This is a genomic window from Roseiconus nitratireducens (assembly GCF_008629675.1).
GTDB classification, from domain to species: Bacteria; Planctomycetota; Planctomycetia; order Pirellulales; family Pirellulaceae; genus Stieleria; species Stieleria nitratireducens.
In genome coordinates, this window is record NZ_VWOX01000008.1 from 287,277 (window position 1) to 311,184 (window position 23,908).

The 23,908-nt window shown below is 60.6% G+C and carries 16 protein-coding genes; 11 read left to right on the plus strand and 5 right to left on the minus strand.

Annotated elements, in window-relative coordinates; all coding sequences use genetic code 11:
- Nucleotides 1–190 precede the first annotated feature (190 nt).
- Nucleotides 191–2,950 (minus strand): hypothetical protein, encoded by a 2,760-nt coding sequence (locus FYK55_RS15745; protein WP_150077394.1) that lies wholly within the window; start codon nt 2,948–2,950, stop codon nt 191–193.
- Between the two features lie 166 nt (nt 2,951–3,116).
- Here FYK55_RS15745 and argH point away from each other — a divergent pair, with 166 nt between their 5' ends.
- Entirely contained in the window at nt 3,117–4,517 is a 1,401-nt protein-coding gene (gene argH, locus FYK55_RS15750; protein ID WP_150077395.1) for an argininosuccinate lyase, read from the plus strand.
- A gap of 47 nt (nt 4,518–4,564) precedes the next feature.
- Here the strand turns inward: argH and FYK55_RS15755 are convergent, their stop codons facing one another.
- Complete coding sequence (locus FYK55_RS15755; protein WP_235908726.1) at nt 4,565–5,950, minus strand: hypothetical protein; 1,386 nt, start codon at nt 5,948–5,950, stop codon at nt 4,565–4,567.
- A 232-nt stretch (nt 5,951–6,182) separates the two neighbouring features.
- Here FYK55_RS15755 and FYK55_RS15760 point away from each other — a divergent pair, with 232 nt between their 5' ends.
- Nucleotides 6,183–7,709, plus strand: coding sequence for a PKD domain-containing protein (locus tag FYK55_RS15760; protein WP_150077396.1), 1,527 nt, complete (start codon nt 6,183–6,185; stop codon nt 7,707–7,709).
- A 178-nt stretch (nt 7,710–7,887) separates the two neighbouring features.
- On the opposite strand, the gene FYK55_RS15765 is transcribed toward FYK55_RS15760, so the two are convergent.
- Complete coding sequence (locus tag FYK55_RS15765) at nt 7,888–9,306, minus strand: glycoside hydrolase family 30 beta sandwich domain-containing protein (RefSeq protein ID WP_150077397.1); 1,419 nt, start codon at nt 9,304–9,306, stop codon at nt 7,888–7,890.
- Nucleotides 9,307–9,506: 200 nt separating this feature from the next.
- Between FYK55_RS15765 and FYK55_RS15770 the strand changes: the two genes are divergently transcribed.
- On the plus strand, nt 9,507–10,265 hold the full coding sequence (locus FYK55_RS15770) for an NIPSNAP family protein (protein ID WP_150077398.1): 759 nt from the start codon (nt 9,507–9,509) through the stop codon (nt 10,263–10,265).
- Nucleotides 10,266–10,312: 47 nt separating this feature from the next.
- Here FYK55_RS15770 and FYK55_RS15775 read toward each other — a convergent pair whose 3' ends face one another.
- A complete protein-coding gene (locus FYK55_RS15775) occupies nt 10,313–12,133 on the minus strand; it encodes a DUF3352 domain-containing protein (RefSeq protein ID WP_161604537.1) in 1,821 nt (606 codons plus the stop codon).
- A 352-nt stretch (nt 12,134–12,485) separates the two neighbouring features.
- Between FYK55_RS15775 and FYK55_RS15780 the strand changes: the two genes are divergently transcribed.
- The 7 genes from FYK55_RS15780 to FYK55_RS15805 all read left to right on the plus strand — a co-directional run bounded on the left by FYK55_RS15780 (nt 12,486) and on the right by FYK55_RS15805 (nt 19,417).
- A complete protein-coding gene (locus tag FYK55_RS15780) occupies nt 12,486–13,277 on the plus strand; it encodes a hypothetical protein (RefSeq protein WP_150077400.1) in 792 nt (263 codons plus the stop codon).
- The gene (locus FYK55_RS15785; RefSeq protein ID WP_150077401.1) at nt 13,277–14,299 is read left to right on the plus strand and encodes an AAA family ATPase; all 1,023 of its coding nucleotides are present in this window, start codon (nt 13,277–13,279) and stop codon (nt 14,297–14,299) included. The genes FYK55_RS15780 and FYK55_RS15785 overlap by 1 nt, the downstream gene beginning before the upstream one ends.
- Nucleotides 14,299–15,192 (plus strand): DUF58 domain-containing protein, encoded by an 894-nt coding sequence (locus FYK55_RS15790; protein WP_150077402.1) that lies wholly within the window; start codon nt 14,299–14,301, stop codon nt 15,190–15,192. Before FYK55_RS15785 ends, FYK55_RS15790 begins: the two co-directional genes overlap by 1 nt.
- Nucleotides 15,189–15,776, plus strand: coding sequence for a hypothetical protein (locus FYK55_RS29140; protein WP_161604538.1), 588 nt, complete (start codon nt 15,189–15,191; stop codon nt 15,774–15,776). Before FYK55_RS15790 ends, FYK55_RS29140 begins: the two co-directional genes overlap by 4 nt.
- The gene (locus FYK55_RS15795) at nt 15,773–16,843 is read left to right on the plus strand and encodes a VWA domain-containing protein (RefSeq protein WP_161604539.1); all 1,071 of its coding nucleotides are present in this window, start codon (nt 15,773–15,775) and stop codon (nt 16,841–16,843) included. The genes FYK55_RS29140 and FYK55_RS15795 overlap by 4 nt, the downstream gene beginning before the upstream one ends.
- Nucleotides 16,843–18,726, plus strand: coding sequence for a VWA domain-containing protein (locus tag FYK55_RS15800; protein ID WP_150077404.1), 1,884 nt, complete (start codon nt 16,843–16,845; stop codon nt 18,724–18,726). The genes FYK55_RS15795 and FYK55_RS15800 overlap by 1 nt, the downstream gene beginning before the upstream one ends.
- Nucleotides 18,727–18,844: 118 nt before the next feature.
- Nucleotides 18,845–19,417: a hypothetical protein gene (locus tag FYK55_RS15805; RefSeq protein ID WP_150077405.1), complete on the plus strand. Its 573-nt coding sequence runs from the start codon at nt 18,845–18,847 to the stop codon at nt 19,415–19,417.
- Nucleotides 19,418–19,759: 342 nt separating this feature from the next.
- On the opposite strand, the gene FYK55_RS15810 is transcribed toward FYK55_RS15805, so the two are convergent.
- A complete protein-coding gene (locus FYK55_RS15810) occupies nt 19,760–21,091 on the minus strand; it encodes an outer membrane protein assembly factor BamB family protein (RefSeq protein ID WP_390621731.1) in 1,332 nt (443 codons plus the stop codon).
- A gap of 412 nt (nt 21,092–21,503) precedes the next feature.
- Between FYK55_RS15810 and FYK55_RS15820 the strand changes: the two genes are divergently transcribed.
- On the plus strand, nt 21,504–23,858 hold the full coding sequence (locus tag FYK55_RS15820; protein ID WP_235908727.1) for a family 16 glycoside hydrolase: 2,355 nt from the start codon (nt 21,504–21,506) through the stop codon (nt 23,856–23,858).
- Nucleotides 23,859–23,908 lie beyond the last annotated feature (50 nt).

Sequence of the window (23,908 nt, forward strand, 5' to 3'; positions counted from 1 at the left end):
GCGGAGGAGCCTGCGACGACGCGGGGAGGGCTGTCCGGCACTATGGATTCAGCTGGTTGATGAAGACACCCTCCCCAAAGGCTCGTGCCTCGCCTTTGACCCTCCCGGAGGGAGGGTGAATTTCAGAAAAGCACGTCTTTTCCTGGCTAGGAGAACTGCACGATCTCCAAGCGGGAAGGTGAAACGAAAATCAAGGACCGACATCCACACCGCGAGCTACGGTGATCGAGGCGTCCGCTACCAATCGGTCCGCATATTGCGTCATCGTAAAATCGGATCCACGGAACCACAGCAGCAACGGCGCCACGTAGTCGTTCGGTGGGGTCGCCGCCGGACGCGAACCCTTCCAGGCCGTGCTTCGCCAAAGCCCGTCGGATGCGTTGTATTCGTACTGACCGCCCAAACTGCACTGCAGCGGCTTTCCCAGCACGAACGTCGCGGTCTCCGACGCCTGCTCCGGCGGGACGCTCAATTGACGTGACAGCAAGTTCAAAAACGAAGCGCCCGCGACGCTGCTGCGAGCGGCTCGCTGATAGAGTTGATCGTTGACCCAACCTTCCAGCTGGCTGTCAAGCAAGCTGCCGACGCGTCCCCGGACCGTCGCCGACTGTTGCGTCTCGGTCGCTTCCAAAAAAGGCAACGTCGAATTCAGCACTTCGGGTTGGAACGACAGCACGCTGAAACCGCCGCCGGTGTAACGGTACAAACCACCGATCAACCGCGACATCCCCGGGCCCACCGGTCGGCCGCGTCCCAATCCGAGCGGCAATCGATCCAACACGCCGGGTTGCGGCCAAGCACCCAAGTACGACGGCAGTTCCCGCAACGCCCAATACGTGTTCAGCAAACCTTTGAACTCATTGGGATCCGGTGGGAAGTTGTCCTTGATGCCCACAAACAAATGGGTCGGTGGCCCCAACTGGTCGCTGGCGACGTGCGCCTGCACGGAAACCAGGTCATCGGGAGCGAATCGCATCTCGACGTTGGTTGGTGGCCCCAGTTGCCGCGCCCACGTGCCGTACTTCTCCGGCGTCAGCGGGGCGATCTCGGCGTGGATCGCGATGCGTTCCAAATCGGTGTTGCCGGGCACCTCTTCACGACGAAGCGCGACAATGATTGGATCCATCTGAGGAAACCGCTGCGTGTATTCGTCAGCGATTTGTTTGTACCAGCGCGACTCCTGCGGCGTGACCGATTCGATTTCCACATCGCCGATCGGCAAGAAAGTGCCACGGGACCCGCGGAGCGTATCAACCATTTGATCGCCGGCCGAGATCACGCCGCTTCCATCGTGGCGATCATCAAATGAGACGGGTAAGAATCCGGATTCGATCAGTTGGGGCACACCCAGCGTCTGGCCCGTCTCCGGTCGCACGCCCTCCGCCTTTGCGGCCAGTCGCGCCAAGTGCACGAGCGAAATGTCGCTCTCGGCTCGCGTCCGACGGCGGAGTTCGATCAAGTACTCCGGCGACACCAGATTCTGCAGCATTTGGGGCGAGAAGTACGCAAAGATCGTGTCTTGACGGCTGACGGGCACCAGCATTCGCGACAACCGAAAGGCTTCGGTGGCGGCGAGCGATTCGCCGGATTGCCCGACCTGAAAAAACCGTTCGACCAACGATCGGCTGTTGGTGATCAGGAAGTACCCCTGGTCTTCGGCCAGAAACGATCGCACCCGGTTGTCCGGCGAGGACAACAACGAAACCTGATTGCCGCCGATGCTGACTTGTTCCAGGCTGAGTGTCGCGTCGGTCCGGGCAGCGTTGTTGCGGTCATTGGACAACGAAGACCGCAGCAGGAAGGCGTTGGTGGACTTCATCAACACGCCCATCGTCGCTCCGTCTTCGGTATACAAGTCACGTCCGATCACCGCTTGGTCTTCGATCACGGTCGGTCCGAGCATCCGTGTCATTTGGTTGATCTTCAGACTCAACTGTTTTTCAAATCGCTCCGTCGCTCTGCCACCGGTTCCGCGCAACGTGATCATTCGACTCAGGTCGCCGCCGTGCTCGTTGGTCAGATCCAGAAACCACAGGTAGTTGGCGAAGGACCCGAATCGAAAATAAAAGCATTCCGGCGGCACTCGCGATGCGATCGGTTCGGTTTGCACGTCGGGATCGATTTCGGGAAACGTCGGTTGCACCCAACGCGGACCGGCCGGCAGGGGCAGGGCGTCGACGGGGTCCGGATTGGCAGGGACAGGCCGATTGTCGTCGGTCAAACCGGCCGCGGTTTGTCGAAAGATTTCGCCGCTGACTTCTTCCGCCCCGCCAAGCACCTTCAGGGTTTTCCAAAGCGGATCGTCATCTTCGGCGCGTTCCAAGAACCATGCCGGAAGCGAGTTGCCGGTCCGTCCGCTGAGCATCGCAATCAGATACGTCTCCACCCAGGGCGGATAGTCTCCGTCATCGATCTGGCGTTTCGCATTGGCCGTGAACGCTTGCCACCAACTCGCCATCGACTCGGCAAATGCCGACGGATTCCTTTGCGGATTCAGCTGATAGACACCGATCTCCTGACCGGGTTGGCCCACGCGAACCTGCAGCGGCTCGGTACCGGTGAACAGGAAATGAACGCGGCGCGCGACGATCTGCGTTTTGGGCGCATCCTCGTCGGTCAATTCACGAATCAGGTTTCCCAAACGCCCGAGCAATCGGCCGTTGCCCGCCGGCGGGACGGGCAATTCGGACACCGGCGTGATCCGCGTCTCCACCTCCTCTGCTGCCGGATACAGCACACGGCCAGACTCCGACGCGACGGTCAGCGGTGGCGGGGCCGCACCCACGATCGGGTTGGCCAGCGGAAGTTCAATGGTGCCGACGCCGTAGGGCTGGTCCGCCGGGCCCAGATCTGCCGACGCCAGGACGTCGACGGCAGCCGCGCGGCCGGCGAGCCCGATCGACAATAACCAGACAGAGGGCAGCATGATCGCCCACATAAAACATCGCATCAAAACATCCCAATTCGATCAGAGTGGATTGAATCATCGTCGACGGTCCCCCCAATTCCGCCGGAGGGGAAGGGTGAACTGGCCGGGTCGTCAGCCTCCCAACCAGCGACGATAATGCCCGCGTGACGACATTATCCATTTCTAGCCCCCTTTGGACAGCCAAACCGTGGACAGCCCCTCCCGCAGCGGTGTTTTCCAAGCGAGCACCGACGCACGGCTCGAATCCTTCGCCGAATCGATCAGCTTCGATCGACGGCTTTATCACCAGGACATTCGCGGATCGATCGCTCATGCAAGCATGCTGCAGTCGGTGGGACTGATCTCGGCCCAGGATTTCACTCAAATCCGGGACACCTTGAAGGAAATTGAATCCGAAATCGATGCGGGCCAATTTCCGATTCGGCTGGAATTGGAAGACATCCACATGCACATCGAGTCCGTGTTGATCGAGCGGATCGGTGACGTTGGACGAAAACTGCACACCGCCCGCAGCCGAAATGACCAGGTCAGCACCGACACACGGATCTGGGTTCGTGAGGCGTTGGACCGCACCGATGCGCTGTTGCTGCAACTGCAACGGGCGTTCCTGGGACGCTGCGAACGCGACCTGGACGTGATCCTGCCCGCCTACACCCACCTGCAGCGCGCCCAGCCCGTGTTGGCACCGCACTACTGGCTGGCGTACATCGAAAAGTTTCAGCGCGACCGCGAGCGAATCACCGACTGCCGGGTCCGCGTCAACCAATCGCCGTTGGGGATCGCCGCGGTCGCCGGAACCACGCTGCCGATCGACCGCGAGCAGACCGCCAGCGCGTTGGACTTTCAGGGCATCACCGCCAACAGTCTGGATACCAGCAGCGACCGCGATTTCATCCAGGAATCCGCCTTCGTGCTGGCGATGATCGCGTCGCACCTCAGCGGCTGGGCGGAAGAGTGGATCCTGTGGAGCACCGTCGAGTTCAACTTCATCAAGATGCCGCACCAGTTTTGCACCGGTAGCAGCATCATGCCCCAGAAAGTCAATCCGGACACCTTGGAACTGACCCGCGGAAAATCGGCCCGGGTGATGGGCAATTTGCAGACGCTGATGTTGCTGGTTAAAAATTTGCCGCTGGCGTACAACCGCGATCTGCAGGAAGACAAGCCGCCGTTGTTCGATTCCTTCGACACCGTGACCGCGATGTTGGAGCTGGCCATCCCGATCGTGGCCGGCAGCGAGCTTCAACGCGACGCGATCGCCGCGCGGATCGAGGAAGGCTACCTGGATGCCACCACGCTAATGGAATGGCTGATCCGCAAAGGCGTTCCCCAACGGACGGCTCACCACGCCGTCGGTGCGATTGTCGGCGAAGCGATGAAGCAACGGATCCCACTGGCGGAGTTGCCGATCCAGACGATGCAACGACACGCCGAGCAAATCGACGAATCGATTCGCGAGGTGCTGGGGACACAAAACGCCGTCGCCGCGTTTTCCAGCTACGGGTCGACCGCGCCCCATCAGGTGCACGACCAAATCCGTCGTTGGAACGAACGGCTTGACGATGCCGATCATCCCGAACCGCGATAGACGTCGGACTGTCGGTCCTCGTTTCTCGGCCGGGCGCGATGGTGCCCTCACGCCCAAGTGACTTGGGAAGAACCTTTCGGCAGATCGAAACAAAGGACGACCGAGTCTTGTTGCCGGACGAAATGCCCCGGCTTCAACTGCTTGGCCGATCCCACCTCGGCAAACGCGTGCGAATCTTCACCGGCGGAGAAGTGCGACGGGATCTTGGATCCCTCGACTTGCACGGTGAAACGCTCGGTGCCGATCGGAGCTTCCAGCGTCATCGCGTCGTCGGTGGTTTGGATTGTCGTCAACTCTTTGGCCGCCCAGTAGCGACCGATCTCGCTCAGTTTCATCCAGATCACCTTATCGCCATGCACTTCATTGACGGTGCGGACGTTTCGCTGGAAAGCGTGAAAACCGTGGCGGTCGCCGTTGCAATACATTCCGGGCCAGTGACACAAAAACGTCGCCGGCTGGCCTTTGGAAATCAGTTCCGCCAGTGCACCGCTCTGACCGTCTTCGGTCAAATAACGGTCCGGCTGCGGATCCAAGTCGCCTTGCCATCCGCCATACCAGTCCCCGGTCCCCGCGGGCACGTTCACGGTCATTTGCGGCGCGTCGGTGTCTCGCCCGCGTACCGCTTCCAGGACCGGTTCCGTTCCCTTTTCACCGCCAAAGATGTACTTGAAGTAATGCGGTAGCTCGACGCCGTAGACATCACGAACGGCCTGGTCGACGGCCATCGGCAATTTGTCTTTGACCCGATTCCCAAATCCGCCCGGCGTCGTGATGCCTTCGCAGGGCAGATCACAGTTCTTCAAGATCCGAAGCGCGTAGGCCAGGTAGGCGGCCAACTCGTCAACGCTCTTGTCCTCCTGCGGGTAGGAATTCTCCATCGTTCCCTTGTTGATCTCGTCGAACGGCCGTCCCGTCTTGAGATCGATGACTCGGGTGTGCGTGATCATCTCGGGATGGATGTCCCAATGGGGCACCATCAGCTCCCGGACCAGTTTCAAACTGTCTTGCAATTCTCGCCGCGACCAACCGGGCAGCTCCCGGTCGACCCAGCCCACCAGGGCGGGACAGGGCACCACGCTGTACTTTCCACGGACGCCATTCTCCGCGCACCACTCGCCAAATTCGCGGACGAACGAATCGGGAATTTCCCGCGGCCACGACCTCCACGGCTTGTCGTATTCCGCCCGGCCGGGATGCGCGGTCGCGAACTGCGGCGTGCAGAAATGGCCCATGTTCACCAGGCACGTGGAGTCGTCGATGATGAACGACACGGGTACCCGCATCTGAGGGTGCAGCACCTGGTGCGTCCGTTGGGCGGTGCGGATCGCTTCCGGCCGTTCTTGGGCACCGGCCCGGCCAGCGGCTCCGAGGGTCGTCGCGGCCGTGGCCGCCAAAAACTTACGCCGATCGATGACAGGGGATGGGTGGGACATCACGGAGTCTTTACCTGTGGGTGGGCGGCGGGCGGGGGGGAATGACCGGTCCAACCACCGTCGCGCGATCAGATCGGGTCACGGAGATTATAAGTCGTCCGCCGCGGCGACGTTGGCCTAGTCCGACGACCGCGATTTCCAAGCGATTCCCACTGCAACTGCACGATTGCCTTAGAATGCCGCTCCACTTCTCCTCGGCTCCTTCTGTTCGCTAACGCTCCACTGCACGCCCATGATCGTTGTTCCGCATCGCGCCTCCCTTCGATTCTTTTCGCTCGCGACCGCGATCCTGTGGTGGTCCCCGGCATTGGCGGAACAGCTCCATCCTGATCTGCACCACGCCGCTCACAAACAGGTTCCGTTGCTACGCGCGGTCGATTTGTCCGTCGGCGAATCTGAGACCGTGCAGTTGCATGACGGCACGATGACGCAGGTGCAATTGCTCCGCGTGCAGGAAGATCGAGATTCGTTAAGCGGAGCGGTCCGCCGCGCCGAAGTGACCGTGCGGATTGATGGCGAGGAAACGACCTTGATCGCAGCCAACTACCATTTGCCGATCACCGTTGGAAACGTTCAGATCGACTGCGCCGTGACCCGCGGCTACAACAGCAACGGGCGTGCCGCATCCTGGGCCTTGGAAAAGGATGCCCGCCTGCGGCTGTGGCCGGCCGGGTCTCCGTGGATTCGCGCCGATTCGTTCCGCTATCCTGCCGAACAACGCTGGTTCGCCTCGCTCACCCAGATGGCCAATGAACCGACGTACGTCGACGGAGGCGATTCGCCGGCGCGTCAACAAATCTACTACCACAGCGGTCTGGATATCGGTGGGAGCGAAGGACAAGTGGACGTGGTCGCCGCGACCACCGGCCTGGTGGTCTCTTCCGCCGGCGAAGTCCTTGAGGGTCATCGAGACGACACGCCGGTCAGCCCCCGCGGCGACGTGGTCTACGTCCAAGATGCCCGCGGCTGGTACTATCGCTACAGCCACCTGAAGCACATCGATCCGCAGATCAAAATCGGTCGCGTGATCTCGATGGGAGACGCCATCGGCGTGTTGGGCAAGGAGGGCGCCAGCGGCGGTTGGTCCCACCTGCACTTTGAGATCAAAGCGCGTCAACCGTCCGGAAAGTGGGGAACCCAAGCCGGTTACGCTTTCCTGTGGCAAGCTTATTTGCAGCAGTACGACCCGGATTTGATCGCCGTCGCACGGCCTCATCATTTCATCGCCGCCGGCGAAGCCGTCACACTGGACGCTTCCCGCTCCTGGACCAAGTCCGGTCACCCGCCAAATTTCTCTTGGACGTTTCATGACGGCTTCCATTCGGACAAGCCGCAGGTCCGACGCGCTTACCCGCGCAGCGGTTCCTACAGCGAGATCCTTCGGGCCGACGACGGCTCGGGCAATGTCGCCTATGACTTTGCCGTCGTTCAGGTGATCGACCCCGAACACCCGGCAAAGCTGCCCCCCACCATTCATCCCACGTATTCGCCGACCTTCGGTTTGAAGGTTGGCGATCCCGTGCGGTTCACGGTGCGTTCCTTTCGCGCCAAGGCAGGCCAGGAAACCTGGGATTTCGGCGACGGCACGCCGCCGGTCCAAGTGCAATCCGACGGCAACCGGTCACCCCACGCGGCCGACGGTTACGCCGTGACCGAACACCGATTCGACAAACCGGGAGACTACGTGGTGACCGTCCAGCGAACCAACGAACATGGTTTGACAGCGACGGGGCATTTGCACGTCGCGATCGCACCGTGATCACCGAACTGCATAAATTCCAAGTCGCGAAGTGACGAAAGCCCCCTGCCGTCGGCGCGAGCCGACGGAAACGGCTGCCCCAAGACACCACAGCCGCGGAGCGGCGACAGCTGCACCGCGTCCGCGAGAAGCGAAGCAATACTGCACGACCTCCCGGCGGGAGCGGGGTAGTCAAGCGTCAATCTGCATCCGGCCGAATTTCGGCGGTGAACGTCACCAGACTTCGGGGCGGCAGTCGGACCGATGCCGTCGAGCCCTCCACGGGAACGGGGTCGATTGTTTGGAATTGTTCGTCGGCGCTGGTTCGTACCGCGTTCATCGTGGAACCCGTTGCCAGGTTTTTCAGCGTCAACTTCAACGGTTGCTCCGCGTCGGTCGCATTGATGGCGACCACCGTCAGCTGTCGATCTGCCTCGTGGACGAAGGCGCCCACCTGAACCTCCGCAAATCCCGGTTGCGCATCGATGCGCACGGCACCGGGACGAATGAACTTGAAGTAGTGCCGGGCGGCGTGCGACTTCGGCGTCAGTTCGTCCATCCGCATCAGGCCGTGCTCATTCGCTTGGCGGTCGGTGATCTGCCAGGGAACGAATGCAGAACAGTTCCCGGCGACCAGCGCGTTATGCAAAGCGTTGGCAACGCCTTTTCGGATCGGCGCCGGCCAGTCATGCTCGCCCGTCCCACCTTCGGTGATCCAAAACGGCTTTCCGGTATCGGCGACCTGCTCCCAGAAAACACGCGATGAATTCGCCGACATTTCTCCGACCACGCCGTCTTCGTACCCATGCGTCGCGAAGGCCCCGATTGCCTGCAACGCGGCGGAATCGTCTTTGATCGCTTGAACGTAGCTGCCGGTGCCGCCGGGATACATGTGACTGGTCATGGTTTCGGGCCCGAAGATTTTCACATCGGCGTATCCTGCGTCGTCCAAATGTTTCCGCAGCATGGGCAAGATCTTGACGTAGTCGTCGGCGTCCCAAACACAGCTCTCAAATGACTGCGAAAACTGCACTTCGTTGCCCGGGCTGACGGCATAAAACGGTACACCCGCCTGATCGTGTTTGCGGACATACTCGACCATCCATTGGCAGAAGTGCGGGAAGTACTCTTGTTTGACGCGGTTCTGGTTTTCACCGTAACCGCCCGCGCGAATGGCGCTGGACTTTTGGGCTTTGATCGAACCGTTTTCTTTCATCCATGCTGGCGGGCTCCAGACGGTGCCGATGATCTTGATCTCCGGATTCCGCTTCAAAATGGCCTGGCCAAAATCCACGAAGATCTGCGGCCGTCCGCCGTTGGCCTGCATCTGAAAGTCTTCACTGCGAATCTTTGTCCAGTCTTCCTGCCGGTCCGGATAAGTCGGTCCCCACATGTTCACGCGCAGCATGGTGCATCCCATGGTGTCGACGTACGTTTCGGGAAAGGCCTCCGTTCGATACAGCTCCCGAAAACCTTGCTGCCAAGCCACCAAGCACGTCCCAAACCCTTCGATCGTTTGGTACTTTTTCCCCGCATCAATGACGACGTCGGTGGCTGGGGACAAACACGCGCCCCAATAGCAAATACCGAGCAACAGTGAGAGTCGGAAAAAACGCATCGTGGCAGTTCCTCGCAGCGGGTAACGTCAAACACCGGGCATTGTAGGGCGATCCGCTGCCTCTGGCGAAGCGACTCCCCCGCCGGACACTGCGATCCGCGGCAAATTCATTTCCTGGCCGAATAACACAGCCGAATAACACACTCGCCGCGGGCTGGTACGATGGGCGTTCCCGTCCCGTCCAGCTCCGGAGATCTCTCATGAACCGCGTTCAAGTTCGCTTCTGCTTCCTGCCCGTTGCGCTTCTGTTCGCCTGTGCCTGCTGCACCTCGGCCGCCCGCGGACAGGTCTATGAAATGCGAACGTACACGACCAACGATGGCAAGCTGGACGAGCTCAACGCCCGGTTTCGCGATCACACGATGCGATTGTTCAAAAAGCACGGGATCGAATCAATCGGCTACTGGGTTCCGACCGACGCAGAGAAGTCGAAGAACACGCTGATCTACATCATCAAACACGCCAGCCGAGAGGCCGCCAAAGAATCATGGCAATCTTTCTTGGCCGATCCGGAATGGAAGAAAGCGGCTCAAGAATCCGGTGTGGGGCGTTTGGCCGAGCGGCCGGAGTCGGTGTACATGACCGCGGCCGACTACTCGCCGTCATGGACGAACGATGGCAACGACGATGACGACGTTTTCGAACTGCGAATCTACAAAGCGGCCGAAGGCAAGTTGGACGCGTTGGACGCCCGCTTTCGAGATCACACGATTGACCTGTTCTCACGGCACGGAATCAAATCCGTCGGATACTGGCACCCGACGGACGACCCCGATTCGGAAGACACGCTCATCTACATCATCGAACACGACAGTCCCGAGGCAGCGAAAGAGTCGTGGAAGACGTTCGGCCAGGATCCGGATTGGAAGAAAGCGGCGCGGGAATCGGGCGTGGGACGTTTGGCCAAGCCACCGATTTCGGTCTACATGAACGCCACCGACTATTCCCCCATCCGTTAAGCGATCTCGTCCGATGGTGACGAAGCAACGGCCGGTGGCGTGAGCCGTTACTGCTCGCGCGGGGGCGTCGCGAAACTGACGATCCGAAAGCCGTCTTCTTGCGGCACGATAAAACTGCCGGTCGATTGCAGGTATCGACTCATCGCCGGAAACGGAGGCAGTTTCTGAAAGTCAAAATTGAATAGCTGACCGCTCAGGCTGGGCAGGCCCTGGGCTCCGAGCAGACCGGATCTCAGTTGCTCATACAGTCCTTCCATGCGACCGTCCTGACGCTGGTAGCTGATCATCGATGTTTGCTCGGGGAACTGCGACGCGATTTCTTGGTATTGCGGCGATTCGGCCAATGGACGCTTTTGATTGTCACCCGCGATCGTCGATTGCAGGTAGCCGGCGTTGGGTGAAAACATCAGCGATTGTTCGCTCACGGCGACGGCCAATTCCATCGGCGGCATTCCGGGGAATTGGGACGTGTCCAAGCTCAGCCGGTACACGGTTCGATCACCAGCCGGCAAAGGGTCCGCCCCCGCACCGTCGGCCAGCGACTTGACCAACGATTCGATCGCGGCGGGATCGGCAACACCAACCGCAAAGACCGCCTTCTGGCGGGCGAGCTGTGCGGCGTTTTCAGGGATTTCCGCCGCGATATGCAGGGGACCCGAGAGTTGCTCGGCCAACTCGCTGACCGTCATTTCGGAGTTACCTACCGACATTGATCCGATGGCGCCGGCGAATGCGCCTTCGCCCTGAGCCCGATCGACCATCTCTTGCACCGATTGCAAGAACCGCTCAGCGCTCCAGTTGATTTGGCTGTAGATCGAGACGTCGTCTTTGACCCAATCGGGCGGTCGTTGCTCGGTCGCCGGAAGCCGGAATGCTTTCCAGAATCCTTCGACCGGCGTTTGCACGTAGCCGTACGTGCTGGACACGCTATCCATTCCACCCTTGCCCAGGTAGAACGATCCACCGAAGCCCCGGAACTGGCCCAGCCCCAGTCGATCAATCATCGCGTCGGCAGCTTCCGCCGACGTCCCGGCGGTCAGGTTCGCTCGCACAGCCGCATTCACGACGCCCAGCGGATTGACGTACCACTGCAGCCCGCTGGCGTCCTGCCCGGGCGTGACGGCATTCATCACGTGTGAGAAATTGTCGTTGTTCAGCAGCGATTGGGTACTGCGGTCTTCGCCCCGCCGCGCCACCTCGGCGAGCGTCTGAAATCCGTCGCTAAAAACAATCTGTCGACCGCTCCGAAAGTAACTCAGATTTCGAATCGTCCGATCCTGCTTTCGCTGCCAGGAGGTCAGTCGCAAATCGCCCAAGGTCGCGGAGGTTGACTCCGAGGATTCCCCCCGCAGACGACGTTCCATCCGCTGGAGCAATTGTTCGGCGGTGGTGTCGTCGGCCAGATCGGCCACGGCAAGGATCGCCAGCTCGCCATCGGAATTGCGCGTCAGCCCGACCGAGAGCTCACCTTCCGCTTCACGCCACAACCGCGTCAAATCGATCCCCAATCCGTCCGACATTCCGGACAACTGCTCCGTGACGGCAGCAAAGAACTCCGCAAACGCCGGATCCTGCATTTGCGCTCCGAACGAAGAATCCGCCCATTGCCGCTGGAAGGCGTCGACATCGGCGAATCTGGCCATCGCGATCGTCTCACCGGGAAACCAGCTCGCCGCCGGCGGGATCGCTTCGACAGGACGATCGCTCGGGGAGACCGGTTGCGCCAAATCGCCATCCGTTCCGGCCCCAGTTGTCAGGCGTTCGTCCGCGATCGGCGTCGGGGCGATTGGCGTCTGGACTGTCGGTGCCTGGGCAGTTGCATCCGCCGCCAAGCCCAACAACGACAAGATGCAGAGGGCGACAGACACCCAAGGGGCAGCAGGTTTCAGAAGGCGATGGTTGGTTCGGCGGGGTGAAGCGAGAAGCATTGCACTGGGTAATCTAAATTGCACGGGGTAATCTGAACTGGGTGTTCCAAATCGGGTGGGCAAAGGGGCCAGGTGGAAGAAGTTTTTCGTCAAAAGCCGGCAGATCCAAAACCGGCATTGTCAGGAACGCAAGTTGCTACGATGAAAGGTGGGCACTTTCACTGCAGTATTCTCAATTTCTGATTCCGTTTTGTCTCGTTTCGTTCTGAACTTTGCATATCACATGCCAAGGCGGTCTGATCAGGCCCGCCGCATGCCTCGATGCCAAATCTTGGCGTGTGTTCTTTTGGGCATGTCTGTGCTTGCGACTGTCGATGCTGCACCGTGCCGGGCTCAATCACCGGCCGAAGCTTCCTCCACCGAACCGGACCGCAACAAACCGGCATCCGGCGACTCGACCCAACCGTACAGTCCGTTGCACGACTTTCTGGGGATCGACCCCCAGACCGGGAAATTCAATCAGCCCGCCGCGCCGAGGCCGAATCCACCGGCCGACGACGGATCAGCGACCACGCCGTCCTCGACCGAGGATCTGCCGCGGGAAGCCGAGGCGGCCAGCGAAGCTTTCCGACGCGCGACCGAACGAATCAATGAAGGTTCGTTGGAGGATATCGCGTCGATGCTGAACGATTCGATGCAGACGCACCCGTTGTACCGAATTCATCAACAAATTGTCTGGGTATCGGTCGCATTGATGCTGCTGTACCCGATCGGCATCGTGGCTTCGGAGTTGATCTCTTTCGCCTTGGCCCGCCGGCAAGCAAATCTGACAGAGACCGATCGAGTGTTCCAACGCGTGCGGCTTCGACGCCGACTGACTTTGGCAGCCGTCCTGTCCGGTGTCATTGTGTTGTTCGGATTCGGCAGCGTGCACGCTTACTGGTGGGACCGGCCACTGGTGGCGGGAATCTTTGCGGTAACCGTCATGGTGCTGGGCACGATCGCGGTGCTGCTGGCGAATCTGATTCGCGACGCCACACGCACTCACCAGCTGGACTTGATTCGAGAGGTCCGGCGCGAACAGCTGGAGATGCGTGCCGACCTGGAAGACATCCGACAGCAACTCCAACGTGGTAAGTCTTGATGCCGACGTCGACCGAACACCAAACGGCCAGTGCAATTGAGATCCGCGAGAAGCTGGTGGCCGCGGAAACGCAGATCAATCAAGTCGTGGTCGGGCAGACGGAATTGATTCGAGGGATGCTGATCAGCTTGATCTGCGGCGGACACGTTCTGATCGAAGGCGTGCCCGGCCTGGCCAAAACGACCGCGGTCGCGACGCTGGCCGCCACGATCCGCACCAGTTTTTGCCGGCTTCAGTTCACGCCCGATCTGCTGCCCAGCGACATCATCGGGAGTGAGATTTACCGACCGGCGGACCACCGCTTCGAGGTGCAGCGGGGACCGATCTTCGCCAATCTCGTGCTGGTCGATGAAATCAATCGGGCCCCGGCGAAAGTTCAGTCTGCGCTCTTGGAAGCCATGCAGGAACGCCAGGTCTCCATCGCCGGGCAAACCATGCCCCTTCCCGATCCGTTCATGGTGCTGGCGACGCAAAACCCGATCGACCAGCAGGGCACTTACGTTTTGCCCGAAGCACAGATGGATCGGTTTTTGTTGAAGCTGCACGTGGAATACCCGGATGCCGAAGCAGAGCGGGCCATCCTGCACCGTTCACTTCATCGCGACGAGTCGCCATCGGCCACGCCTGCGGGATCGGCTCCCATCGAGCAAACACCCGTGGAGCTGGCACCGAATGATCTGAACGTGGCGCGGCAAGCTTGCGCCCAAGTTCATGTCAGTGACAGTCTCGAGCAATACATCCTGGACTTGGTGCGTGCCACGCGTCAGCCAGTGGAATTCAGCACCGAGTTGGACGGATTGATCCGATTCGGAGTTTCACCGCGGGGCACCTTGGCGCTGGCCCATGCGGCCCGAGCCCGAGCGTTTCTTGATGGTCAGCACCACGTCACGCCCGACGACGTCAAGGCGGTGATCTTGGACGCGTTTCGGCACCGCATCGTGTTGTCCTACGAAGCGTTGGCCGAAGACCGGACGGCCGACGACCTGCTGCGCGATCTGATCGCCAAGGTAAACATTCCCTGATGATTCGATCCACCCGAGAACTGCGGCGACGCGTCGATCGAATTCACTTTCAGTGCCTGAAAAGGATCGATGGGAACCTGATCGGCAGCTACGACTCGACCTTCAAAGGCCAGGGAATCGAATTCGAAGAAACGCGTCCCTACCTTCCCGGCGATGACGTTCGCTGGATCGACTGGCGTGTCACTGCCAGGTTTTCCCGCCCGTACGTGAAGCTGTTTCGTCAACAACGCCAACTGACGATCCACCTGCTGGTTGATGGAAGCGGATCGTTGGGCGTTCCCGGCCGGGGTCGCACTCCGGCGCAGGCCGCGATTGAAATCGCCGGCACGATGGCGATGCTCGCTGCGTCGGAACAGGACCGGGTCGGATTGACGCTGTTCACCGACAGGATCGAACACTTTGTCGCGCCGGCGTCGGACCCGACCCATGCGGCGCGCGTCCTGCGTGATCTGGTGTGCTGGAAACCCGCGGGCATCCGTTCGCAACTGCGACCGGCGTTGGAACCGCTCCTCCGCGGTTCTCGCTCGCGGTCCCTGATCGTGCTGCTCAGTGATTTCGTGGGTGACGTTGTCTCCCCGGAGAACGAAAAGCTGTTGCGTGCGACCGCCAGCCAACACGAATTGATCCCGGTGGTCATCCGGCACCCCAGCGAAACTCGCCTGCCCCGGTGTGGGCTGTTGCGGGTTCGTGATCCGGAGACGGGGATCAAGCGATGGATCGATACGCGCAGCTCGCGACAACGCAAACGACTGCAACAGGCCGCTCGCGTCGAGCAGCAGCACTTGGATCGGATGTTCTCACAACTCCGTTGCCTTCCCCTTCGACACGAATGCGACCAGGACGTGGCCGTGTCGCTGCGCGGCTACTTTCACCGTCGAGGCCAACTGCGATGAACCGCGAACTGGTGACGTCGTTGCTTCGACAACTGTTGCAAGGTCGCAACGGGCTGCGGGAAATCGATCCGGAATTGCCCGTCCCTTGGACGATCGGCCAGTGGCTGGCCTTGGCTGCCGCCCTGGTGTTCGCCGCGTTCCTAATCCGCTTGTCCGTTCGCACCCTGCGGCGTCTGGTGCAGCGACGCTCGGTGAGCTTCGTTTCTTTGATCCAGGATCTGAGCCGGCTGGAGGAACAACGCTTACGGCGCAAGCTGAGCCACCGAGAAACGGTTCTCGCCGTATCCCAGTTGCTGCGTGAAGCCTTGCGTCTGGTCGACGTTCGCGGCGGCGGCACCGGCGCGTACCGGACAACTTCCGAATGGCAGCACTGGTCTCGCGAACATCCGTTGGCACGTCGGCAGATCGGATCCATCGACAAAGTGCTTTCACTCTCCGACTCCGTCACCTACGCGGCAGCGGAGGTTTCATTGGACGATGTTCGCGGCGTCACCACGCTGGTCCGCGACGCGTTGCAACAGTTTGCCGACGCAGACCGATCGGGGTTCACGTCAGCCCGACCTCCTGCCGGAGCGGCCGCATGACGTTGGATTCTCCGGGACGATTTGTCTGCGCCGCGATCCTTGTCGTGGCGGCGTACGCGCTGTTCAAGTTTGCGCGAGTCAACCAGAATCTGGTGACGATGAATCTGTCTTCGCGGATCGACCGGACGTCTTTGACGTGGAGAACCGCGACGGCGTTTCTGCCTGAAGCGCTGCGAATCTTAGGCCTGACGCTGCTGGTGCTGACAATCGGCCAACCCTATGACCGATTGGCCGTCACGCCGGTGGACGTGCGGGGCATCGCGATCGAGCTGGTGATGGATCGGTCGGGCAGCATGCTTCAAGACGACTATCGCCTGAATGACGAACGAGTCCCGCGGCTTCGCGCGGTCGTGGATGCGGCATCGCAGTTTGTCGTCGCACGACAGACAAATTCTCGGCCGGATGCTCACGACATGATCGGGCTGGTCGTTTTCGCCAAAGAGGCCGACGCGGTTTGCCCGCTGACGCTGGACCACGAGCAGTTGATCGCCCGCATGGAACAGTTAACGGTGGCAAGAGACTTTCGCGAAGACGGGACCGCCATCGGTGACGGACTGGCGCTGGGAATTGCTGAGCTGGAAAGTCTCCGTCGTTCGCTTCCTGACAACGGCCAACAACAGGATCTCAGCCGCGTCGTCGTGCTCTTAACCGACGGACAGAACAACTCCGGCAACATTCCGCCCGCAGAAGCCGCCGGTTTGGCTGCTCACTTTGGAGTCCGTGTGTATGTGATCGGCTTGGAGCCTGATGCGAGCACTTCATCGGTCGCGCGTCAGCGGTTGCAACGCGAGAGGCAGCGTTTGACACGGATGGCGGTCCAGACGGGAGGACGTTTCTTTGCGGTCGGCGACACGGAAGGACTTCAACACGTCTACGCCGAAATCAACCAACTGGAACAGCGTTTGGTCGGGACTCGGCCGGTGCTGGCAAAACGCTACTGGGCCGTTGATTCCTTTGTACTTGACGGCTGGAGGGTGCCCGCGTTGGTTGTTGTCGCCTTGATCGTGTTCGTGACCGAGAGCGTTCTGCGACGGACGATCTATCTGGGCCCGGAGGGAAGATCGTGATGCACCCGATCGCCGCCGTTGAAATGCTGGCCCCCGAACGAATCGTCTTCGCGGCATCCGTGGTGGCGTGCGTCGGTGTTTGGATCATCAGTATCCCGGTTCAAAAACGTTGGGCGGAGCGAATGTTCGGCAGCATTGGTCCCCGCGCCGTTTGGTCATCGCTAGCAATCCGCATGATGATTCTGTTGTCACTCTTGTTGGCGGCGGTGGACTTGCGGGTCGAAGGTGACCGCGTCTCCGTGGCCCAGCCATCCCTGCAAGTCGTCTGCCTGCTGGATCGTTCGCGCTCGATGCTTGCCGAAGATCTGCCCGGCGCTGGATCGCGAATGGACGCGGGTAAGCGACTGATCGAAGCGTTGCTGGAACAATCCCCTGGAACGCCGATGGCCTTGGTCAGTTTTGCCGGCGATGCTCGCATCGAGATTCCACTGACGCGGGATCATGATCAGGTGCTGGCCGCATTGGACCGCATCGATCCGATGCACAATCGGTCACACGGAAGTAACTTTGCCTCGGCGTTTCAGCGATCCCGGGAGTGCTTCGCCGATCGATTCCCTGGCAACCGATGGCTGGTGGTCATCACCGACGGGGAATATCCGTCGGGGGTGGATTCGCCCGAGCCGGTCGAACCGATCGACGCTTTGACCTCGGACTTCATCGTTGTGGGCAACTCCCGGACGGGCGGGCGGATTCCGATTCCCGGCCAAACTTCTTTTCTGATGCACAACGGCGAAACCGTCACGACCGTGGCGGACGCCTCCGCCGTCGAGCGTCTGGCGAACAAGATCGGTGGGCACGTCCTTCAAATCGAATCGGGCGACGCCTTGATGTCCGCCGAAGAAGAGTTGGCCGAAGCGGCGAGAAATCGGCTGGCCGACTCCGTTCCGGACGCCACGAAATTATCGGTCAGCCTGGCCAAGCCGTTGGCCACCGGATTCCTGTTCGTCGCGCTCGTTTTCAGTCTGCTTGAAATCGTGCCATCGAGCAGCTTGGCAAATTGGCGACGAACGCTTCGACGCGCCGTCGTCACCTCCAGCGTTCTGATCGCTTTGGGATTGGTGGCTGGCGCCGGAACCGGAGAGGAAGTTTTCAAAGCTGGCACACCGCAACTGTCTTATCGGGAGAGGGTTCTGCGATTCAACCAAGCAGTCTCCGCCTACCAGAACCAAGATTATCTGCAGGCCGAACGTGGATTCCGCGCCGGCTTGGACGATGCGGATCCCCAGCTTCGTCGACGTTCCACCTTCAACCTGGCCAACACGCTCTATCGCTCCGTGGGCAGCGTCGCAATGTCCAAACAGCAAGCAATTGGTCGCTTGCAGCAGGCCGTGACTGCGTACAGGCGTTGCATCGCGCTGGGCCATCGCCCCGAAGACGCGTCGGCCAACCGTCGTCTCGCACGACGGTTGATCGAGCAGATTCAACGCCAGGTCCCAGACTCATCCGAGCGACCAGAACGCCCCGGCGGTGATGATGCCCAGGATGACGATGCCCAAGACGATGAGTCACCTGCGCCCGGCGGTGAAGGTTCCGATCCGAATGACAACGAGAGCACTTCGCCTGAGCAAGACAACGATTCCGGGGAACCTGAACGAGGTCCTTCCGGGTCAGGCCCGTCTGGATCAGCTGCCCCGGATCGAAGCGATTCGCCATCGGAAAGTCCCGCCAACGACAACGCACCGGGCGGGCAAGGATCGGGATCCGGCGATCGGGCGGGCGCTAACCGGCCAGAGGATTCGCCGATCCCGCAGATCGGTGACCAGCGAGCCGAAGAACTGCTAGACGATATTCGTCGCCGGGCGGAAACACGACGGGCACGCACATCGGGTTCCCAGCCCGCCCAGACAAGCCCGGCAGAATCCTCCAACATCATGCCATGGTGAGACCAGAACGGCATCGGTATTGCAGCGACACACTTTCCTTAGACGACTCCCCAGCCGCGATCCGGCCAATCATCCGGCTCCGGCGAACCCGTCCCCGAGCTTTGATTGGAGACTCGCCATGAAACCTTTGCTGAACCTTGCACTCTGTGTGACCACCGCCGCGTTGCTGACGCCCGCCGATACGGCTCATGCCGACTCGATCCGCCTGACCAACGGGGACACGATTCGCGGCGAAGTCACGTCATTGAATGAGAAAGAACTGGTCATTGAAAGTGACAACTTTGGGCAGATGAAGATTCCGCGCGAGAAGGTGGACCTGATCGCACTGGGCGACACCCCGCTGGAAGAACGCCTGCAACGTGCACCGGCATCGACCGCTCCGGTTGGGCCGACGACATCCGACGCGATGCCGTCGATGCAAAATCCGCAAGTCCAACAGCAAGTCAATCGGCTGTTGCAGCAGGCATTGGGAGGTGGCTTTGGCGGCATCGGGACCATGCAGCAAGATCTTCAGAAAACGCAACGCGGTTTGAAAGATTTGCAACGCGATCTCGGACCGGGCCCCAGCGCGGACGCTTTGGACGGCTACATCAAGATGTTCGAAATGTTCGGCGGCGGGGCGGCCGGCCAGAGTGACGGCACCCCGTCAGCGGGCAAACAGGGCTCTGACTCCACACCATCCGACAACTGAATCCCTCCTGGAACCCACTGCAACGTAGGCTCCGCCTGCCGTCTTGATTGAGATCCCGAGGGAACTGGCAGAGCCAGCAAGACAACCCATTACCGGGCGGAAGCCCGGGAACGAGAGCGCCACCTGGTTCCAAGGCTCCCGCCCTGGAACCCACTGCAACGCAGGCTCCGCCTGCCGTGTCGATTGAGATCCCGAGGGAGCTGGCAGAGCCAGCAAGACAGCCCATTCCCGGGCGGGAGCCCGGGAACGAGAGCGCCACCTGGTTCCAAGGCTCCCGCCTTGGAACCCACTGCCGGGCAGGCTCTGCCTGCCGTATCGTCTGCCCGCTCCAACGGTGCGAACTCAATTCCGAATGCAGTACAGCGTGGATGCGGTGCGAAAATAAATGGCCCCGTCGACGACGGCCGGTGACGACCACGTCTGCTGATCAATTTCATTGGTCGCAACAACCTCAAATTCCGGCCCGGCCGAAAGCACATACGTCGTCCCGCCGGTATCAACACAAAACACCTTGTCACCGCTGGTCCAAGGTGACGCCCAAAAGGCACGCGCACCCGGTAAGCGAAAACGATACACCTCCTGGCCGGTTTCGGCGTTGACACAGTGGACCACCCCACTGCGGCGCTCCAGCAAGTACAGATATCCCTGGCAGGCCACCGGCGAGGCCATTTGGATCCCCGAGCGCGGCATCTTCCATTGCACCCATTCGGACTCCGTCACATCGCCGCTGGGGGTGAGATCGCCCGATCCCCCCGGCTTGATCGCAAACAAGAACCCGCCTCCGTCGTCCGCCCCGCCACGGTTGCGAAACTCGGTTCCCACGTACAGACGATCCCCGATGGCCAACGGCGTTGCGGAGCTTCGTCCTTTGTCCATGTCCAATTGCCAGAGCTGCTTTCCCGTTTGCGGATCGTAGGAGCGGTAAACCATGCCGCCGACAATCAGCTCGTCGCGTTCGCGATTGCTCCAGATAATGGGCGAACTGTACTGAGACTTCTCGTCGCGATCGACTCGCCAATTTTCTTCCCCCGTGGCTTTGTCGACCGCCACCAGGAACGACTGTTCGTCGTTGTCGATCTGTAAAAAGAGTTGCTCGCCGAACAGAATCGGGGAGCTGGAGGTTCCCCAACCGGCACGCATGTCGTAGCTGCCGAAGTCTTTGGACCAGATCAGCTGCCCATCAAAATCGAAACAGTACAAGCCCATCATTCCAAAGTAGGCATAAACGTGCTGTCCATCGGTCACCGGCGTTTCCGTTGCGTAGGTATTGGAACTGTGTCGCGGAATCGTCGGCCGACCTTCGCGAGCCGTTTGACGCCACAAGGTCCTTCCACTTTCGGCATCCAGGCAGAACACTTCCCAACGATACGTGACCTCGGTCAGATCGTCGCGTAAACGACCGCCGCCGCCTCGGTAGGCCTCCGGCTCCGTAGCCGAATCGGCTCCGGCGGTGTCGATGGGAACGGCAGACGTCACGAACACACGATCGTCCCAGACCACGGGACAAGACCAGCCCTCGCCGGGAATGTCCACCTTCCAGGCAACGTTTTCTGATTCGTCCCAACGGATCGGATGAGTGGGTTCGGCGACGCCGTCCATCCGCGAACCACGGAACTGGGACCACTGATCCGCCGTCGCCGTGCCGGCGCCGCTGGCGGAAAACACCGCGACCATCGTGGCGGTTGCCAGCGAAAAAAAACCGAAGCGGTGGCGGAGAAGAATCATGGCACGTCTCCAGACGAAGAGGGCGAGTTTGAATTCGACACGGATCGTAACAGATCATTCGGCACGCTTCGCGGTCGGCGCAAGCGATGTTCCGGAAGCTCTGTGACTGGAAAACCGTATGCCGCCGGCAACGTTTCCACCGACCCGTGATCCCCGCCAATCCTTCCCCGGCTCGTCCCGATACGGACCGATCCCGGGAATCCGACAAGGAAATCGCCCGAAATCTGAACTCGATTTCATCGAATTACCCGGTCCCTCGGCCGGCGGTTTCGCCCGGCGGTGCGGAAACGATTAAGCTTGCGGGTCCCTCCTGAACCATCGTCCGTTGCGACGTTCTGCTTTCCCCAATCCCCAATTCGCCATGAATCGATGTTCCCTGGTGATGCTCATCGGCCTGTTGCTGCTGGCACCGATCAGTTCGCCCAAGAAGTTGGCCGCTGCGGACGCCCCCGAGTTTCAAATCCTGTTTGACGGCACCAGCCTGGATGGCTGGGAGCATGCCGGCAATTGGAGCATCGAAGATGGCGTGATTGCGCGCAAGGACGGTGGCGGACCACTGCGGTACACCCGCGCCACAATCCCCGACGATTTCGAGTTGCGGTTCGAATGGAAAGTTGCCCCGGGAAGCAATAGCGGCGTTTACTACCGGCCCGGACAATACGAATATCAGATTCTGGACAATGACCGACACCGCGACGGCACCAACCCGCGGACCAGCGCCGCATCGCTGTACTTCTGCATGCAGCCATCCAAGGATGTGACCCGGCCGGTCGGACAATGGAATGAATCGCGCGTCGTGTGCAAAGGCACCGTCATCCAGCACTGGTTGAACGGTGAAAAGGTCATCGATTTCGATTACACCGATCCCCGGTGGGCGTTCAATGTCCAAATGCTCAACGACCGCGGCGGTGATTTGACCAGTCGCGGTGGCCATCTGATGCTGCAGGACCACAACGATCCGGTGTGGTACCGCAACATCAAAATGCGATCGGTTGCCGCCGACGAAGACATCCATCCCAGCGAGGTCACCCCGGAAACGATCCCGCCGGAGACGCTGAAAAAAGAAGCGGAGAAATTGGCGGGAATCGTCGCCCGCCGAGAAGCCGCCGCTAAGCGAGCGGCGAATCAGAAAGCGGGCAAAAAGAATCCGGCCAAGAAGCCAGCCAGGAACAACGCAATCCGCAAGAATGGCAAACCGTCGACGGATCCGACGACGAACCAATCGAAGGCATCGAAAAGGCCCAACATTCTGTTCATCCTGGCGGACGACCAGTCGCCGTTTGACTTGAAGGTCTACAACCAGCGGTCGATCCTGCAAACGCCGCGACTGGATCAACTGGCAGCCGAAGGCATGGTCCTGGATGCGGCCTATCAGATGGGATCTTGGTCGGGAGGCGTCTGCACTCCGTCGCGGCACATGATCATGAGCGGTCGCAGCGTTTGGCATATTCCCGACCGACGTGCCAACAGCAATAAGAATCCGAATGTGGGCGACCCACAGTTGGTGCCGCCGGATTTGGACCAGTTCACGCTACCGGCGGTCTTCAACCGCGCCGGTTACGACACCATGCGGACGTGCAAACGCGGCAACAGCTACGACAAGGCCAATGCCCGATTCCAGGTCCGTCACGAAGCAACGAAGCGCGGGGCGACGGACGCCGACGGGAGTGCCTGGCACGCCGATCGCGTATTGGACTACTTGGACCAGCGATCCGCCTCCAACGACCGCGATCCGTTTTTGATCTATTTTGGATTTTCGCACCCCCACGATCCTCGCAACGGCAAACCCGAGCTGAACGAAAAGTATGGAGCGATCAATCACACTGATCCCTCCTCCCCGCCGCCCGCGAATCCAAAACAGCCGCCGCTTCCGATCAACTACTTGCCCGAACACCCGTTTCCGCATGGACATCCCGGTCTTCGGGACGAGGAAAAGGTCAGCGGCGTCTGGAAGCGACGCGACGAGCGCACGATTCGCAACGAGATCGGTCGCCAGTTTGCGTGCAGCGAAAACATTGACCGCCAGATCGGACGGGTCTTGGACAAACTGCGATCCCAGGGCGAATTGGACAACACCTACGTGATCTACACCGCCGACCACGGGATGGCCATCGGACGGCACGGCTTGCAAGGCAAGCAGAATCTGTACGAGCACACCTGGCGCGTTCCCATGATCGTCAAAGGTCCCGGTATCGCGGCGGGATCGCGCGCTGCCGGGAACGTGTACCTGATGGACGTGCTGGCGACGCTCTGTGACCTGTGTGGCTTGGAGGTCCCCGACACCAATGAAGGGGTCAGCTTTGTTCCCGTGTTGATGGGCAAACAGCCGGCGATTCGTGACGTGCTGTACGGTGTGTACAGTGGCGGAACGAAGCCCGGCATGCGATCGGTCAAGCAGGGCGATTGGAAGCTGATCAAGTACGACGTGCTGGACGGAACGGTCCGCCGAACGCAACTGTTCAACCTGGCCGCCAACCCCCACGAGTTTCTCGCGCCGCATCACGACAGCGACTTGGTCAATCAAGTCGGCTCTTCGGTCCAGGCCAACCAGGTCAACTTGGCGGACGCCCCGGAACACGCCCAGACTTTGGCCAGGATGGAGGCCCTGCTGCTGGAGCAAATGCGAGCTCACGACGATCCCTACCGACTGTGGGACCAACCGACTTCGGAGCTCACCAAGACCGATCGTGCTGCTGCGACTTCGGAAGTCCGGTGATTCACGATGGGATCACGTCGCCGTCACGATGCCGGCCGATTTTCTTGTTC

Bases quoted from the DNA above. Each gene is read 5' to 3' on its own strand.
- FYK55_RS15810 (WP_390621731.1), bottom strand. From the start codon at position 21,091: ATGGTCGCGGTGTTTTCCGCCAGCGGCGCCGGCACGGCGACGGCGGAT.
- FYK55_RS15795 (WP_161604539.1), top strand. From the start codon at position 15,773: ATGACGTTGGATTCTCCGGGACGATTTGTCTGCGCCGCGATCCTTGTC.
- FYK55_RS15765 (WP_150077397.1), bottom strand. From the start codon at position 9,306: ATGCGTTTTTTCCGACTCTCACTGTTGCTCGGTATTTGCTATTGGGGC.
- FYK55_RS15800 (WP_150077404.1), top strand. From the start codon at position 16,843: ATGCACCCGATCGCCGCCGTTGAAATGCTGGCCCCCGAACGAATCGTC.
- FYK55_RS15785 (WP_150077401.1), top strand. From the start codon at position 13,277: ATGCCGACGTCGACCGAACACCAAACGGCCAGTGCAATTGAGATCCGC.
- FYK55_RS29140 (WP_161604538.1), top strand. From the start codon at position 15,189: ATGAACCGCGAACTGGTGACGTCGTTGCTTCGACAACTGTTGCAAGGT.
- FYK55_RS15745 (WP_150077394.1), bottom strand. From the start codon at position 2,950: ATGCGATGTTTTATGTGGGCGATCATGCTGCCCTCTGTCTGGTTATTG.
- FYK55_RS15770 (WP_150077398.1), top strand. From the start codon at position 9,507: ATGAACCGCGTTCAAGTTCGCTTCTGCTTCCTGCCCGTTGCGCTTCTG.
- FYK55_RS15755 (WP_235908726.1), bottom strand. From the start codon at position 5,950: ATGTCCCACCCATCCCCTGTCATCGATCGGCGTAAGTTTTTGGCGGCC.
- FYK55_RS15780 (WP_150077400.1), top strand. From the start codon at position 12,486: ATGTCTGTGCTTGCGACTGTCGATGCTGCACCGTGCCGGGCTCAATCA.
- FYK55_RS15820 (WP_235908727.1), top strand. From the start codon at position 21,504: ATGAATCGATGTTCCCTGGTGATGCTCATCGGCCTGTTGCTGCTGGCA.
- FYK55_RS15790 (WP_150077402.1), top strand. From the start codon at position 14,299: ATGATTCGATCCACCCGAGAACTGCGGCGACGCGTCGATCGAATTCAC.
- FYK55_RS15805 (WP_150077405.1), top strand. From the start codon at position 18,845: ATGAAACCTTTGCTGAACCTTGCACTCTGTGTGACCACCGCCGCGTTG.
- FYK55_RS15760 (WP_150077396.1), top strand. From the start codon at position 6,183: ATGATCGTTGTTCCGCATCGCGCCTCCCTTCGATTCTTTTCGCTCGCG.